14 protein-coding genes are annotated in these 15,758 nt (G+C 70.3%); 2 read left to right on the forward strand and 12 right to left on the reverse strand.

Annotation, left to right across the window (positions count from 1 at the left end; translation table 11 throughout):
* From secD to pgsA, 12 genes are all read right to left on the reverse strand, one after another.
* Positions 1–1,767, reverse strand: a complete 1,767-nt coding sequence (secD, locus tag OHN74_RS06970) for a protein translocase subunit SecD (RefSeq protein ID WP_327693655.1) — start codon at positions 1,765–1,767, stop codon at positions 1–3.
* 146 nt (positions 1,768–1,913) lie between these two features.
* On the reverse strand, positions 1,914–2,417 hold the full coding sequence (gene yajC / locus OHN74_RS06975; RefSeq protein WP_327693656.1) for a preprotein translocase subunit YajC: 504 nt from the start codon (positions 2,415–2,417) through the stop codon (positions 1,914–1,916).
* A 175-nt stretch (positions 2,418–2,592) separates the two neighbouring features.
* Positions 2,593–3,666: a Holliday junction branch migration DNA helicase RuvB gene (ruvB, locus tag OHN74_RS06980; RefSeq protein WP_327693657.1), complete on the reverse strand. Its 1,074-nt coding sequence runs from the start codon at positions 3,664–3,666 to the stop codon at positions 2,593–2,595.
* Between the two features lie 188 nt (positions 3,667–3,854).
* Positions 3,855–4,463: a Holliday junction branch migration protein RuvA gene (gene ruvA / locus OHN74_RS06985; RefSeq protein ID WP_327693658.1), complete on the reverse strand. Its 609-nt coding sequence runs from the start codon at positions 4,461–4,463 to the stop codon at positions 3,855–3,857.
* The gene (ruvC, locus tag OHN74_RS06990) at positions 4,460–5,077 is read right to left on the reverse strand and encodes a crossover junction endodeoxyribonuclease RuvC (RefSeq protein ID WP_327693659.1); all 618 of its coding nucleotides are present in this window, start codon (positions 5,075–5,077) and stop codon (positions 4,460–4,462) included. Before ruvC ends, ruvA begins: the two co-directional genes overlap by 4 nt.
* 141 nt (positions 5,078–5,218) lie before the next feature.
* On the reverse strand, positions 5,219–5,971 hold the full coding sequence (locus OHN74_RS06995; RefSeq protein ID WP_327693660.1) for a YebC/PmpR family DNA-binding transcriptional regulator: 753 nt from the start codon (positions 5,969–5,971) through the stop codon (positions 5,219–5,221).
* A 48-nt stretch (positions 5,972–6,019) separates the two neighbouring features.
* Positions 6,020–6,652, reverse strand: a complete 633-nt coding sequence (pdxT, locus tag OHN74_RS07000) for a pyridoxal 5'-phosphate synthase glutaminase subunit PdxT (RefSeq protein WP_327693661.1) — start codon at positions 6,650–6,652, stop codon at positions 6,020–6,022.
* 14 nt (positions 6,653–6,666) lie between these two features.
* A complete protein-coding gene (pdxS, locus tag OHN74_RS07005; protein WP_241827248.1) occupies positions 6,667–7,515 on the reverse strand; it encodes a pyridoxal 5'-phosphate synthase lyase subunit PdxS in 849 nt (282 codons plus the stop codon).
* 249 nt (positions 7,516–7,764) lie between these two features.
* Positions 7,765–8,310, reverse strand: coding sequence for a hypothetical protein (locus OHN74_RS07010; RefSeq protein WP_327693662.1), 546 nt, complete (start codon positions 8,308–8,310; stop codon positions 7,765–7,767).
* 145 nt (positions 8,311–8,455) lie between these two features.
* Entirely contained in the window at positions 8,456–9,625 is a 1,170-nt protein-coding gene (locus tag OHN74_RS07015; RefSeq protein WP_327693663.1) for a glycosyltransferase family 4 protein, read from the reverse strand.
* Positions 9,622–10,599, reverse strand: coding sequence for a phosphatidylinositol mannoside acyltransferase (locus tag OHN74_RS07020; RefSeq protein WP_327693664.1), 978 nt, complete (start codon positions 10,597–10,599; stop codon positions 9,622–9,624). The genes OHN74_RS07015 and OHN74_RS07020 overlap by 4 nt, the downstream gene beginning before the upstream one ends.
* Positions 10,596–11,330: a phosphatidylinositol phosphate synthase gene (gene pgsA, locus OHN74_RS07025; protein ID WP_327700026.1), complete on the reverse strand. Its 735-nt coding sequence runs from the start codon at positions 11,328–11,330 to the stop codon at positions 10,596–10,598. The genes OHN74_RS07020 and pgsA overlap by 4 nt, the downstream gene beginning before the upstream one ends.
* A gap of 267 nt (positions 11,331–11,597) precedes the next feature.
* On the opposite strand from pgsA, the gene OHN74_RS07030 reads away from it, so the two are divergent.
* Positions 11,598–13,796, forward strand: a complete 2,199-nt coding sequence (locus tag OHN74_RS07030) for an elongation factor G-like protein EF-G2 (RefSeq protein WP_327693665.1) — start codon at positions 11,598–11,600, stop codon at positions 13,794–13,796.
* Between the two features lie 218 nt (positions 13,797–14,014).
* Complete coding sequence (locus OHN74_RS07035) at positions 14,015–15,682, forward strand: hypothetical protein (protein ID WP_327693666.1); 1,668 nt, start codon at positions 14,015–14,017, stop codon at positions 15,680–15,682.
* The last annotated feature ends 76 nt before the right edge of the window (positions 15,683–15,758 follow it).

A 15,758-nucleotide genomic window follows, 5' to 3' on the forward strand; every position in this document is an offset into this window, starting at 1 on the left:
TCACGCCTCCTTCATGTCGACGGGCGCGGACGCGCGACGGGTGCGACGGAGCGGCGGTTGGGCGCCCAGGCGCTGCGGGTCGAGGCCGGACCAGCTGTGGCCCTCCGCGAAGAACTTCTTGCGGGCGAGGATCGTCATCAGCGGCTTGGTGAAGAAGAAGACGACGACCACGTCGAGCAGGGTGGTCAGACCGAGCGTGAACGCGAAGCCCTGGACCTTGCCGACGGTGACGATGAAGAGCACCGCGGCGGCCAGGAAGGACACGAAGTCGGAGACCAGGATGGTGCGCCGGGCGCGCGGCCAGGCCCGCTCGACGGCGGGCCGCAGCGTACGGCCCTCCCGGATCTCGTCCCGGATGCGTTCGAAGAACACGATGAACGAGTCCGCGGTGATACCGATCGCGACGATCGCACCACAGACGGCCGGCAGGTTCAGCGCGAAGCCGATGGCCGGACCGAGCAGCGACATGATCACGTACGTGAGGGCGGCGGAGACCAGGAGAGAGGCGATGGCGACGGTCGACAGACCCCGGTAGTAGACCACCAGGTAGATGACGACCAGGGCCAGGCCGATAGCACCCGCGATCAGACCGGCGTGCAACTGCTCGCCGCCGAGTGCGGGGCTGACCGTGCTGACACTCGCCTCCTTGAAGGTGAGCGGCAGGGCACCGTACGACAGCATGTTGGCCAGGTCCTGCGCCTCGGTCTGGTCGAAGCTGCCGGAGATCTGCGCGGAGCCGCCCGTGATCGCCGTGCTCACGTACGGGTTGGAGACGACCTCACCGTCCAGGACGATGCCGAACTCGTTCTGCGGAGCCTGGTTCTGCGCGAGGCGGCCGGTGACCTCACCGAACTGCTTGCTTCCCTTGGACGTGAAGTCCATGGTGACCTGCCAGCCGGCGGCACCCTGCGTGTCGAAGACGGCCTGGGCCTTCTCGACCTCGGTGCCGTCCACCTCGGACGGGCCGAGAATGAACTTCTGCCACTGGCCCTGCGAGTCCTGGCCACAGGCCACCGTGGGCTCGCTGGGCTTGACGCCGTCACCGGTGACGGCTCGGACGGCCTTCTTGGTGCAGTCGAGAGCCGTGTACTTCGCCTGGAGCGCCGCGGTCGCCGCGTCGGGAGTGGCGCTCGCCGAGGGCGAGGCGCTGGTGGCCGCTGACGGCGAGGTGCTCGGCGTCGGGGTCGCGTCGGCCTTCAGGGCGTCGGTGACCGGGCGGCCCTGCGAGGTGGCGCTGGCCGACGGGCTGGGCGAGCCGGACGACGTGGAAGTCGCCTTGTCACCCGTCTCCGAGGCCGACGGCGAAGGGCTGCCGGACGCGCTCGCGCTCGGCGTGGGGCTGGCCGTCGCGGCGACGCCCTGGACCTCCAGGGCCAGAACGGGACGGAAGTAGAGCTTGGCGGTGGTGCCGACCTGTTCCCGGGCCTGCTTGGAGTTCGTGCCCTTGGGAATGTTGACGATGATGTTGCGATCGCCCTGGGTCTGCACCTCGGCCTCGGAGACGCCAAGACCGTTGACACGGCGGTTCATGATCTCGACCGCGGTGTCCATGTTGGTCTTGTTGATCGCGTTCGGCTGGCCCGGCTCGTTCTTTGCCTCGAGCGTGATACTCGTACCACCGGCCAGGTCGATGCCGAGACGCGGAGTCGTGTGCCCCGAGAGGAACATTCCTCCGGTGAGCGCCACGATGGCGATCAGAATGAGGGCCAGCGAGCGTCCTGGCTTGCTCTGGGAGCTCGCGCTCCGGCCCTTCTTAGGTGCTGCCACCTTCTCGTACTCCCTCTCGGGCCGCCTCACGCCGGGTCAGCGCGGCCGGCGGCCATGACATGGTGTCGGGACTCCCTGCGAGAACCGCACGTGCCGGGGGTACGAGACGCGAGCGGATCGCGCCGCGCTCCTCCCCCGGAACGCGGTTACTTCGCGTCGGACTCGCCGTCGGTCTTCTTCGGCTCTTCTTCCGCCTTCACCTCAGCGGCCTCGGTCTCGTCGGCCGGCTCCTCGGCCGCGTCCTTCTTGCCGAGGTCGATGGGCTTGTCGTCGGAAGCGGCGGAAGCGTCGTCGGAGGGCTCGTCGGTCTCGGTGAGGGAGGAGGCGTCGTCCGGGACGACGGCTTCGTCGGTCTTCAGGTCGTGCTCGATGCCGTGAACGATGCGGTTGTACTCGTCGTCGCCGAGGACGGCGCCGATGGAGTTCTTCGCGAAGAGAAGCTCCACACCCGGGCCCGCGTCAAGGAGGACCGTCTCCTCGTTGACTTCCTTGACCGTCGCGTACATGCCCCCGATCGTGCGGACACCGGTACCGGGCTGCATGTCGTTGCGCATCTGCGCGGCGGCCTGCTGCTTGCGCTTGGCCGAGCGGGTCATCAGGAACATGGCCCCGATGAGCACGATGAACGGGAGGAGGGTCACGATATTCACGGGACGGAATTTCCTTCGCACTACCGCGTCGGTGAGCGGCCTGGTGGATGGGGGTGTGGTCGGCGCCACCTACGAAGTTACAAAGGCGGCATCGGCGGAGTCTAAGCGAGTCCGCACTCCAGGAACAACGCTCAGCATGGCACCACGGTTCCTGAGCCTGCGAGCAGCCGCGCCCTCACGCCCCGAACAGGTCCTGTTGTCCGCTTCCCCCCGTTGTGGAACGCGGCGGTGTGAGGCCGAGATGCGCCCATGCGGCGGGCGTCGCGACTCGTCCGCGCGGGGTACGGGCCAGTAGTCCCTCCCGTACGAGGAAGGGCTCGGCGACCTCCTCGACGGTTTCCCGCTCCTCCCCCACCGCGACGGCCAGCGTGGAGAGCCCGACCGGTCCGCCGCCGAACAGCTTGAGCAGCGCTTCGAGGACACCTCGGTCCAGGCGGTCGAGACCGCGGGCGTCGACCTCGTAGACCTTCAGGGCGGCCTGGGCGATGTCGCGCGTGATGATGCCGTCGGCCTTCACCTGCGCGTAGTCCCGGACGCGGCGCAGCAGACGGTTGGCGATACGGGGGGTGCCGCGCGAGCGGCCGGCGATCTCGGCGGCGCCCTCGGCGCCGATCTCCACGTCGAGGAGGTTCGCGGAGCGGTGGATGACGCGCTGCAGCTCGGCCGGTTCGTAGAACTCCATGTGCGCGGTGAAGCCGAAGCGGTCGCGCAGCGGGGGCGGCAGCAGTCCCGCGCGCGTGGTGGCGCCGACCAGCGTGAACGGGGGAAGTTCGAGGGGGATGGCGGTGGCACCGGGGCCCTTGCCGACGATCACGTCGACGCGGAAGTCCTCCATCGCCATGTAGAGCATCTCCTCGGCGGGCCGGGACATGCGGTGGATCTCGTCGAGGAAGAGGACCTCGCCCTCCTGGAGGGAGGACAGGATCGCGGCCAGGTCGCCCGCGTGCTGGATGGCGGGGCCGCTGGTGATGCGGATCGGGGCCTCCATCTCGGCCGCGATGATCATCGAGAGGGTGGTCTTGCCGAGGCCGGGGGCGCCGGAGAGCAGCACGTGGTCGGCGGTGGCGCCACGCGCGCGTGCGGCGCGCAGGACGAGGTCGAGCTGCTCTCGGACCTTCTCCTGGCCGATGAACTCGCCCAGGTCCTTGGGACGCAGGGCGGCCTCGACGGCCTGGTCCTCACCGTCGGCGGACGCGGCGACGAGCCGCTCGGGGGCGGTGGTCTCGTCGGTCGTGTCGTCCCAGTTCACTGCGTTCTCCTAGCTGGGTGCGCCGGGTGCGCGTGTCGGCCGGGGCTCCGGGGGTTGTCCCCCCGGAACAGCACAGCATGCGTGTGCCTCGCGGTCGCGGTCGGTCGGGTGGTTCGTGCGGGGGTGGCGTACGGCGGTGAAGGCGCCCCGGGTCAGCGGCCTCCTCCACAGCCTGCGGGCCCTGTCGGTCAGCGGGCCCGGTTGAGGGTCTGCAGGGCCGCCTTCAGCAACTGGCCCACCTGGGGCGCGCCTTCGGCCGCCTCGGCCTGGGGTGTCACCGCGGCCACCGCCTCGTCGGCCTCGCGGGTCGCGTATCCGAGGCCGATCAGGGCCGCGTGCAGCTGGTCGCGCCAGCCGGTGGTGACCGGGGAACCGATGGCGGGGCCGGTGCCGAGGGGGGCGCCGAGGCGGTCCTTCAGCTCCAGGAGCAGCTTCTGGGCGCCCCTCTTTCCGATACCGGGCACGGCGATCAGCGCCTTCTCGTCCGCCGTGGACACCGCGCGCCGCAGGGCGTCGGGCGAGTGAACGGCGAGCATGGCCTGGGCCAGACGGGGGCCGACACCGCTCGCGGTCTGGAGCAGCTCGAACGTCTGTCGCTCGTCGTCGTCCTGGAAGCCGTACAGGGTCAGGGAGTCCTCGCGGACCACCAGGGAGGTGGCGAGTCTGGTCTGTTGTCCCATCCTGAGTCCGGACAGGGTGTTGGGGGCGCACTGGACGGCGATGCCGATCCCGCCCACCTCGACCACCGCGGAGTCGGGGGCGAGTGCGGCGACCGGGCCGCTGACGAAGGCGATCATGCGAGGCGGCCTTTCGAGGCGGGTGCTGTTGTCGGTACGGGAGCTGTTGTCGGTGCCGTTGCTCTGGCGGCCTGCGCTTTGTGGAGAGCGACGGCCTGCTGGAGCCGGTTCTGCGCGACGGCCTGCTGAAGGCGCGTCTGTGCGGGTGCTCGCCAGATGTGGCAGATGGCGAGCGCGAGGGCGTCGGCGGCGTCGGCCGGCTTGGGGGGCGCGTCGAGCCTGAGCAGCCGGGTGACCATCGCGCCGACCTGGGCCTTGTCGGCGCGTCCGCTGCCGGTGACGGCGGCCTTGACCTCGCTCGGGGTGTGCAGTGCGACGGGGATGCCGCGCCGCGCCGCACACAGCATCGCGACGGCGCTGGCCTGGGCCGTGCCCATCACCGTACGGACGTTGTGCTGGCTGAACACCCGCTCCACTGCCACGAATTCGGGCCGGTGCTCGTCGAGCCACTGCTCGATGCCCTGCTCGATGGTCACGAGGCGGAGACCCAGTTCGGCATCCGCCGGAGTACGTACGACGCCGACGCCGATCATCGTCAGCGGGCGCCCGGGGACTCCTTCGACGACGCCGACCCCGCATCGGGTCAGTCCCGGGTCAACTCCGAGTACGCGCACCCGCCCCACCCCTCTGTCCGGTCGCGGTCCGTCGACGGTGATCTTTGACTGCCGTCAGGCTAACCGCTGCCACTGACAACGGCGGCGGGCCGGTAGGACGTGTCCCACCGGCCCGCCGGAACCGCTCGCTTCGCGGCAGTGCTACGCGTCGACCTTCTCCATGACCTCGTCGCTGACGTCGAAGTTGGCGAAGACGTTCTGGACGTCGTCGCTGTCCTCCAGCGCGTCGATCAGCTTGAAGATCTTCCTGGCGCCGTCCTCGTCCAGCTCGACCTGCATGGTCGGGACGAAGTTGGCGTCGGCGGAGTCGTAGTCGATGCCGGCCTCCTGGAGCGCGGTGCGCACCGCGACCAGGTCGGTGGCCTCGGAGATGACCTCGAAGGACTCACCGAGGTCGTTGACCTCCTCGGCGCCCGCCTCCAGCACGGCGCCCAGGACGTCGTCCTCGGCCAGCTCACCCTTGGGGACGACGATGACGCCCTTGCGGTTGAAGAGGTACGAGACGGAGCCGGGGTCGGCCATGTTGCCGCCGTTGCGGGTCATGGCGACGCGGACGTCCGAGGCGGCACGGTTGCGGTTGTCGGTGAGGCACTCGATGAGCACCGCGACACCGTTGGGGCCGTAGCCCTCGTACATGATCGTCTCGTAGTCGGCGCCACCGGCTTCGAGGCCGGCGCCGCGCTTGACCGCGGAGTCGATGTTCTTGTTCGGAACCGAGCTCTTCTTGGCCTTCTGAATGGCGTCGAAGAGCGTGGGGTTGCCGGACGGGTCGGCGCCGCCCGTACGTGCCGCAACCTCGATGTTTTTGATCATCTTCGCGAAGAGCTTGCCGCGCTTGGCGTCGATCACGGCCTTCTTGTGCTTCGTCGTAGCCCATTTAGAGTGGCCGGACATCTGCCTGTCTCCTTCGCGTAACCCATCTCTGTACGAACCCCAGAGATCCTACAAGGACTCCGCTGTACGGTCCGCGCCCACCGCGCGTGCCATGTGGGCCCGCACCATGTCGACGAACAGGGAGTGGACGCGGTGGTCGCCGGTCAGCTCCGGGTGGAACGACGTGGCGAGCGCGTTGCCCTGGCGTACGGCGACGATGTGACCGGCGTGCTCGGCGAGCACCTCGGCCTCGGCGCCCACGGACTCGACCCAGGGGGCACGGATGAAGACGCCCTCCACAGGATCGCCCTCCACGCCCTTCACGTCGACCTCCGCTTCGAAGGACTCGTTCTGGCGTCCGAAGGCGTTGCGGCGCACGATCATGTCGATACCGCCGACGGTCTCCTGGCCCGAGCGCGGGTCGAGGATCTTGTCGGCGAGCATGATCATGCCGGCGCAGGTGCCGTAGACGGGCATTCCGGCACGCACGCGCGCGCGGAGGGGCTCCATCACGCCGAAGAGCACGGCCAGCTTGGAGATGGTGGTGGACTCACCGCCGGGGATGATCAGGCCGTCCACCTCGGCGAGTTCCTCGGGGCGTCGCACCGGCCTGGCCAGGGCGTCCGCCTCGGCCAGGGCGATGAGGTGCTCCTGTACGTCGCCCTGGAGGGCCAGGACACCTACGACGGGGGTGTCGTACATGGGTGACATGGGTGCTACCAGCCCCGGTTCGCGTAGCGCTCGGCCTCGGGCAGCGTGTCGCAGTTGATGCCGACCATGGCCTCGCCGAGGTTGCGGGACGCGTCCGCGATGATCTTCGGGTCGTCGTAGAAGGTGGTCGCCTTCACGATGGCGGCGGCGCGCTTGGCGGGGTCGCCGGACTTGAAGATGCCGGAGCCGACGAAGACGCCCTCGGCGCCCAGCTGACGCATGAGCGCGGCGTCGGCGGGGGTCGCCACACCACCGGCGGAGAACAGCACGACCGGCAGCTTGCCGAGTTCGGCGACCTCCTTGACGATCTCGTACGGGGCGCGCAGCTCCTTGGCGGCGGCGTACAGCTCGTTGTTGTCGTAGCCGCGCAGACGGGCGATCTCGTTCTTGATCTGCCGCAGGTGGCGGACGGCCTCGACGACGTTGCCGGTGCCGGCCTCGCCCTTGGAGCGGATCATCGCGGCGCCCTCGGCGATACGGCGCAGGGCCTCACCGAGGTTGGTGGCACCACAGACGAAGGGGGTGGTGAAGGCCCACTTGTCGGAGTGGTTGACCTCGTCGGCGGGCGTCAGCACCTCGGACTCGTCGATGTAGTCGACGCCGAGGGACTGCAGGACCTGGGCCTCGACGAAGTGGCCGATGCGGGACTTCGCCATGACCGGGATGGACACGGCCTCGATGATGCCCTCGATCATGTCCGGGTCGGACATACGGGCCACGCCGCCGTCCTTGCGGATGTCCGCCGGGACGCGCTCCAGAGCCATGACGGCGACGGCGCCGGCGTCCTCGGCGATCTTGGCCTGCTCGGCGTTGACCACGTCCATGATCACACCGCCCTTGAGCTGCTCGGCCATACCGCGCTTCACGCGGGCGGTGCCGGTCTCGGGCGTCTGGGCGGAGTTGGAGAGCGTGCTGGACACGGTTTGACCTCACTGGGTGAAAGAGGGCTGCTGCAGTACTGAGGAAACGGGAGGGGACCAGGCCACAGCAAGAGCCAATGGGGAGCCGGTGGATCGTTTTTCCGCCCTCGCCGCCCCTACCCGTCCCGTCCCACCCCCAGAGGGGGACCCCCGCTGGGGGCAGCACCTCCGGGAAACCACCCTTTACGCCGGCGCGCGCTCCGCCAGGGCCGCCGGCGGCTCGTCGTCCATCTCGAACGCCAGCGGAAACGGCGCGTGCCCCGCCAGCCGGAACCAGCGCACCTTCCGATGCCGCCGCAACGCCCGCGCCGCCCGCACCGCGTCGTTGTGGAACCGCCGAGCCATCGGCACCCGGCGCACCGCCTCCGTCAGCTCACGCGCCGCCGCCTCCCCGCCGGGCACCTCCCGCACCGCGTCGACCTGCGCAACCTCCCCGAAAACGGCTCGCATCGCCTGGCTCAACTCGCTCTCGGCGACCTCCCGCTGCTCCTCCTCGGCCTGCCGCGCGGCGTGCGCCGCCTCGTAGAGCACGATCGAGGCCGCCGGGTCGAGGACGCCCGACGTCGCCACTTCCTGGGCGACGGAGGCCCGGCGCAGCAACTGCGCGTCGAGGCCGGCGCGCGTGGCGTCGATGCGGGTGTGCAGACGGTCGAGCCGCCCTGCGGTCCAGCTCAGGTAGAGGCCGATCGCGACGAGCCCGACAAGGATCCAGATGAGGGTTGCGGTCACGGGCGGCAACGCTACAGGGGCGCTCCGCTGGTTCCGTGGAGTCCCTCACCTGGGCGTCCTCTGGGGGCTGCCGCCCCCAGACCCCCGCTTCGGCCTGAACGGCCTCGTCCTCAAACGCCGGACGGGCTGGATGGTGCCGCCCCGCTCAGTCCCGGGCCGCCAGCCCCAGTCGCGCCCGCAGCCCCGTCGCCGTGCGCTCGTCCGCCGCGACCGCTGTCGTACCGTCCGTCACCGTCTCGTACACGGACAGGATGTCCGCCCCGACCGTCGACCAGTCGAACCGCCGCACATGGGCGCTGCCCCGCTCCCGCAGTTCGTCCCGGCGGCCCGGATCGCCCAGCAGCCGTACGGCCGCGTCGGCCAGGGCGTCCGCGTCCTCGTTCGTGAAGAGTTCGCCCGCCGCTCCCTGGTCCAGGACCTGGGCGAACGCGTCGAGGTCCGAGGCCAGCACCGGTGCGCCCGCCGACAGTGCCTCGACCAGGATGATTCCGAAGCTCTCTCCGCCCGTGTTGGGGGCGATGTACACGTCCACGCTGCGCAGCAGCCGTGCCTTGTCCTCGTCGCTGACCATGCCCAGGAACTCGACACGCGAGTGCAACTCCGGCGGAAGGCCCTCCAGCGCCTCCTCCTCGTCGCCGCGGCCTGCGACCAGCAGCCTTGTCGCGGGGCGGGCGGCGAGGATCTTCGGGAGCGCCTTCATCAGGACCGGCAGACCCTTGCGGGGTTCGTTGATGCGGCCGATGAAGCCGATCGTGTCGCCCTGCCACTCGGGCTTCGGCTTGGCTCCGGCGAAGGAGTCGACGTCGACACCGTTCGGGATGACCACCGCGTCGCCGCCCAGGTGTTCCACCAGCGTGCGCCGGGCGTACTCGCTCACCGCGATCCGGGCGCTGATCTTCTCCAGGGCGGCCTGCAGCATCGAGTAGGCGGCGATCATGGCCCGGGAGCGCGGATTCGAGGTGTGGAAGGTGGCCACGATCGGGCCCTGGGCCGCCCAGCAGGCCAGCAGACCCAGCGAGGGCGAGGCCGGCTCGTGGATGTGGAGCACGTCGAACTCGCCGTCGTGCAGCCACCGCCGTACCCGGGCCGCCGACAGGAAGCCGAAGTTGAGGCGCGCCACCGAGCCGTTGTACGGCACCGGGACCGCGCGGCCGGCCGAGACGACGTACGGCGGAAGGGGGGTGTCGTCGTCGGCGGGGGCGAGGACGGAGACATCATGGCCCAGTCGGATGAAGTACTCGGCCAGGTCCCGGATGTGGAACTGGACGCCGCCGGGCACGTCCCACGAGTACGGGCAGACGATGCCGATCTTCACGGGGTCCCCTTCCCGGGGTCCCGCACGACGTCCTGCCCGCTCCCGGTGCTCTTCCCCGAGTTCGTCTCCGGGCCCTTCGCGGGGTCGAGATCCGCGAGCCACAGCCGCTGAAGCATGTGCCAGTCCTCCGGGTGGTCGGCGATTCCCGTGGCGAAGGCATCGGCCAGCGCCTGTGTCATGACTGACGTCTTCTCGGCCTTCGTACCTGTCTCGGGTACCTCGATCGGGGGATGGATCCGTCCACGCATGACCGGCGTGTCGTCGTACCAGAGGGTCACCGGGAGCAGGAGTGCGCCCGTCTGCTGGGCCAGCAGGGCCGGTCCGGCCGGCATCCGGGCCGCGTCGCCGAAGAACTTCACCTCGACGCCCGAGGCGGACAGGTCCCGGTCGGCTACCAGGCAGACCAGGCCGCCGTCCCGCAGCCGCCGCGCCAGGGTGCCGAACGTGGTGCCGCCACTGTGCGGCAGGACCTCCATCCCCAGGCCCTCGCGGTAGGCGACGAAACGGTCGTACAGCGTCTCGGGCTTCAGACGCTCGGCGACCGTCGTGAACGGTGTCTCCAGCTTCGTGGTGACCCAGGCACCGGCCAGGTCCCAGTTGCCCAGGTGCGGAAGCGCGAGGACCACTCCCCGGCCCGAGGCCAGGCCGTCGGTCAGGTGGTGCAGGTCCGTCGCCTCGAAGCCCGTCTTCACGCGCTCCGGGCTCCACGCGGGGAGCCGGAAGGACTCCATCCAGTAGCGCAGGTACGAACGCATGCCCGCGCGGGACAGTTCGGCGAGACGCTCCGGTGTCGCGTCGGGCACCACGCGCGCGTAGTTCGACTCGAGTCGTAGTACGCGCTCTCCGCGCCGTTTCCAGGCGAGGTCGGCGATGGTCCGCCCGAGCCGGGCGGCGACGGGCTCGGGGAGCTTCTTGACCGCGCTCCAGCCCACCGCGTACGCCCCGTCGGTCAGCCGATCCCGCAGGTCGCTCACGAGGCCGTCCCGCTGTTCTGCGTGGTGCTCTCGCTCGCGGCTGCCGCGTCGGCCTCCGCGGACTCCCGGCGGACCGTGACGACACGCTGGATGAGCGTGACCAGGCTGCCGACGGCGACGATCCACAGGGCGACCGGCAGCAGGTACTGGATGCCGGGTACACCGAACTTGTGCATACCCGCGAGACCGGCCGCGACCAGCGAGATCACCAGGCGCTCGGCGCGCTCCACCAGGCCGTTGACGGCGACCGGCAGGCCGATCGACTCGCCGCGGGCCTTGGTGTACGAGACCACCTGGCCGCTGGTCAGACAGAAGATGGAGACCGCGCACAGGACGATGTCGTTCCCGCCGCCCGCGTACCAGAGGGCGAAGCCGCCGAAGATCGCGCCGTCGGCCACCCGGTCGAGGGTGGAGTCCAGGAAGGCGCCCCAGCGGCTGGAACGGCCCAGCTGGCGGGCCATGTTGCCGTCGACGAGGTCCGAGAACACGAACAGCGTGATGACGATCGTGCCCCAGAAGAGCTCGCCCCTGGGGTAGAAGACCAGCGCGCCCGCGATCACTCCGGCGGTGCCGAGGAGCGTGACCGTGTCGGGGCTGACGCCCCGGCGGATGAGAAACGCTGCGAACGGTGTGAGGACACGCGTGAAGAATGCACGCGCGTACTTGTTCAGCATGGCCTTCCCGAGGGTCGGTGTCGCCGTGCGGCCCCTACTGGCCACCGGCTGGCCCATCGTAGCCACGCGCGCGCGTGTGCGACGTTCGGGCACCCGCACCCCCGTGTCACGTCCTGACGCCATCCGGGTCACGGCGGGATGTCGGCAGCCCCGATCACCCCACGCGCGCCGTCCCCTCCGCGCGCGATCGCGTCCGTCGTATGGACGCACCGTGACGCGAGTGCAAAGCTCGAAAGCACCGCGGGCGCCATCGGAGCCGCCACCAGACGCGGATCCGGTACGTCCGCGCCCCCAGTGACCTCACCGTGCACGGGAGGCAGGACCATGGGCGACAAGGCGAACGCACACCCCGGAGCCGCCGGCAGGGCTACGGCGGCCGACCACCCCGCGTCCGTACGGAATGTGGTGCTGGTCGGCCACTCCGGATCGGGCAAGACGACTCTGGTGGAGGCTCTCGCGCTGACCGCGGGGGCCGTCAACCGGGCCGGCCGCGTGGAGGACGGCGGCACCGTCTCCGACTACGACGAGATCGAGCACCGTCAGCACCGCTCGGTGCAGCTCTCCCTGGTACCCGTCGAATGGGGCGGATACAAGATCAATATCCTGGACACTCCCGGATACGCCGACTTCGTCGGGGAACTCAGGGCCGGTCTGCGCGCTGCGGACGCGGCCCTTTTCGTCGTCTCGGCCTCGGACGGGGTGGACGGCTCCACGCGCATGGTGTGGGAGGAGTGCGCGGCGGTCGGCATGCCGCGGGCGATCGTCGTCACGCATCTGGAGTCCGCGCGCGCGGACTTCGACGACATGACGCGGATCTGCGCGGAAGCCTTCGGCGCGGACGACCCCGACGCCGTACTGCCGCTCTATCTGCCGCTGCACGGCGCGCCGGGGCCGGACGGGCACGCGCCCGTGACCGGGCTGACCGGGCTGCTGTCGCAGAAGCTGTTCGACTACTCCTCCGGGGAGCGCAAGGAGGCCGAACCGAGTCCCGACCAGCTCCCGCTCATCGAGGAGGCCCGCAACCGGCTCATCGAGGGGATCATCGCGGAGAGCGAGGACGAGACCCTGATGGACCGCTATCTGAGCGGCGAGGAGATCGACTTCGGCACACTGGTCGAGGACCTGGAACGCGCCGTCGCGCGCGGCACCTTCTTCCCCGTGCTCGCCGCCGCCCCCGCCGCCGAGGGCGCCCGGCAGGGCCTGGGCACGGTCGAACTGCTGGAGCTGGTCACCGGGGGCTTCCCGACCCCGCTGGAGCGCGCTGCGCCCGGGGTCACCTCGATCGACGGCCGTCCGCGCGAGCTGAAGCTCTGCGATCCGGACGGCCCGCTGGTCGCGGAGGTCGTGAAGACGGCCAGCGACCCCTATGTGGGCCGGGTGTCGCTCGTCCGCGTCTTCTCCGGCACCCTGCGGCCCGACCAGACGGTCCATGTCTCCGGGCACGGGCTCGCCGACCGCGGTCACGAGGACCACGATGTCGACGAGCGCGTCGGCGCCCTGTCCGCGCCCTTCGGCAAGCAGCAGCGCGCGCTCACGCACTGCATCGCGGGCGACCTCGCCTGTGTGGCGAAGCTGAGCCGCGCGGAGACCGGCGACACCCTCTCCGCGAAGGACGACCCACTCCTGATGGAACCGTGGGAGATGCCCGACCCGCTGCTGCCGCTCGCCATCCGGGCGCACAGCAAGGCGGACGAGGACAAGCTCTCGCAGGGCCTCGGCCGGCTCGTCGCCGAGGACCCCACCATGCGGCTCGAACAGAATCCGGACACCCACCAGGTGGTCCTGTGGTGCCTGGGCGAGGCCCACGCGGACGTCGCCCTGGAACGGCTGCGCAACCGCTACGGCGTCCAGGTCGACGTCGTACCGCACAAGGTCTCCCTGCGGGAGACGTTCGGCGGCCGGTCGGCGGGGCGGGGACGCCATGTGAAGCAGTCCGGCGGGCACGGGCAGTTCGCGATCTGCGCGATCGAGGTGGAGCCGCTGCCGGGCGGCTCGGGCATCGAGTTCGTCGACAAGGTCGTCGGCGGCGCCGTGCCCAGGCAGTTCATCCCGTCCGTGGAGAAGGGCGTCCGGGCCCAGGCCGGCAAGGGAGTCGCCGCCGGCTATCCGCTCATCGACGTACGGATCACCCTGCTCGACGGCAAGGCGCACTCGGTGGACTCCTCGGACGCCGCGTTCCAGACAGCCGGGGCGCTCGCGCTGCGCGAGGCCGCCGCCGACGCGAAGATCCATCTCCTCGAACCCGTGGCCGAGGTGACCGTGCTGGTCGGTGACGACTTCGTGGGGTCCGTGATGAGCGACCTGTCCGGACGGCGCGGCCGGGTCGTCGGCACCGAGCAGGCGGGCGGCGGGCGGACCCTCGTACGGGCCGAGGTGCCCGAGATCGAGATCGGCCGGTACGCCGTCGATCTGCGCTCCCTCTCGCACGGCACGGCCCGCTTCGACCGCAGGTACGCACGGCACGAGCCGATGCCGCCGCAGATCGCCGAGCGGGTCCGCGAACAAGCCCGGGGTTCCGCGTAGTTGACGACCGGGACCCGACAAGTGACCTCTACGGAACGCCCTCCTCCACATCGGCGGACGGCTTGTGCCGTCCGTCGCCCGATTGTCGGTGGCTGCGGATACGCTGATCACCTGATCAAGTTGTGACTCGATCAACGTGATGACCTGTTCAACAGGTGTGCGGAGCAAGGAAGTCGGGAAGGCCGCAGAAGCGGGTACGGCGGCGAGGGGGCGGCACAGTGGCGGACGACGGTTTCGATTTCAGTCCCGGGGCGCAGGTGCCCCTGTCGGGCTCCGCGGGCCAGACGGCGGCGACCTTCGCGCTGGCCTCGGCGGCCTACCGGGAGGACGACGAGGTCACCAAGATCCTGGAAGCCGACAACGAGTGGCACCAGTCGACGGTCAAGCCGCCCCGGGGCGCATGGGGGAAGATCTTCCGGCCCAAGCTCGGCGAGGCCTTCTCCCGGGCCGTGATCGACCGCATGCTGGGCGCCGGCCGCAAGCCGCTCATCCAGTCCTTCGGCACCGAGCCGCAGGTCATCGTCGAGCACGCCCTCGCGGCCCACCGCATCCGGCGCGACCGCGACAACTGGCTCTCCGCGGTGACGGTGCTGTGCGGGGTGCTCTTCCTCCCCGGGCTTCTGCTGTGGCTGCTGGTCTTCGTCGGCCGCGCGAACGTCTCCAAGCGCGCGGACAAGCGGGCCTCGGCCCTCGCCACCACTCTGCTGGTCGCCGTGGGCGCCTTCGCCGTGATCTTCCTGATCAAGATGCCGTTCACCGGCTTCTGGGCCTGGTACGCACGCGCGTGCGTCGTCCTGCCGGTCGTCGGCTGGCTGTGGGCCAAGCAGATCTGCGAGCGCACCGCGCAGGACCTCCGCGACCGCTGGGCCGCCCTGCTGGCCGGCGGTGCCGTCGGCGCCAAGATCCCCGAGGCGGTGCCCGGCAGCCCCGGCGAGACCGCCGCCGAACACCTGCGCAAGGAGCTGGCCCGGCTCAGCGCCGAGCAGCAGTCCAACTCCGTCTTCTACGCCGGCCACAAGGGCATACTCGGCATGGGTACCCGGTGGGGCAACTGGCAGCTCGCCGAGAACCTGGTCCCCCGTGACCCGGCCAAGGAGATCCACCCCTTCCGCAGCTGGGACGTCATACGCGCGATCCACGACCAATTGCGCATGCTGGAGCGCGGCCCTCTCAACACCGGAGGGTTCCCGAAGCCGTCCCTGAAGCACTGGATCGTCACGCCCGTCGGCGCGGGCGCCAAGGAGGTCTCCCGGCCGAGCGGCACGGACGTGGACGCCTACATGATCAAGAACCACGCGATACAGGACATCTGCAACAAACAGCAGTTCGGCGACGGCCAGCGGCACTACCTCGGGGTCCAGTGGACGCTGTGGAGCGGGCAGTTGGTCATCACGATGCTCATCACGGTGACCGTGCTGCACGAGACGCTGCGCATCGAGCTGACCGGACACGCGCTCGGACCGGTGCACTCCCTCTTCACCAGCAAGCCCGCGGCCAAGGAGAAGGAGGTACAGAAGTCGGTGCGGTTCTGGGAGACCCGGAAGGTGAAGCTCCCGCTGGTCGACGCGGACGAGGTCGTACGGCTCGCCGCGCGCGCGCCGCTGACCTGGTACCCGCCGCTCCTGAACTGGCTCGGCGGCTCACTGGGCCTGCCGGAACCGTTCGGCCTGCGGCACTCCTGGGCGGAGCAGCCGTGGCCGCACCGCTTCATGGCCGACGACGTGATGCGGACGGCGACGCCGGTGCTGCGGGTCGTGCACGCGGCGGCGATCAAGGTCCTGGAGGAGAACGGCGTGGACACCGAGAAGTTCGGCAACCGCTCGTCGTTCCTCAGTACGGCGGTACAGGACCCGATGCCCAGGAAGGCCGACGTCTACGACGCGTAGGCCTCCGGCGGTTCGGCGGAGCGGGTCGGTGGGGTGGCCGTCTCCGGGGGCTGCGCCCCCAGACCCCGCTCCGGCC

Source organism: Streptomyces sp. NBC_00459, from assembly GCF_036013955.1.
Classification (GTDB): Bacteria; Actinomycetota; Actinomycetes; order Streptomycetales; family Streptomycetaceae; genus Streptomyces.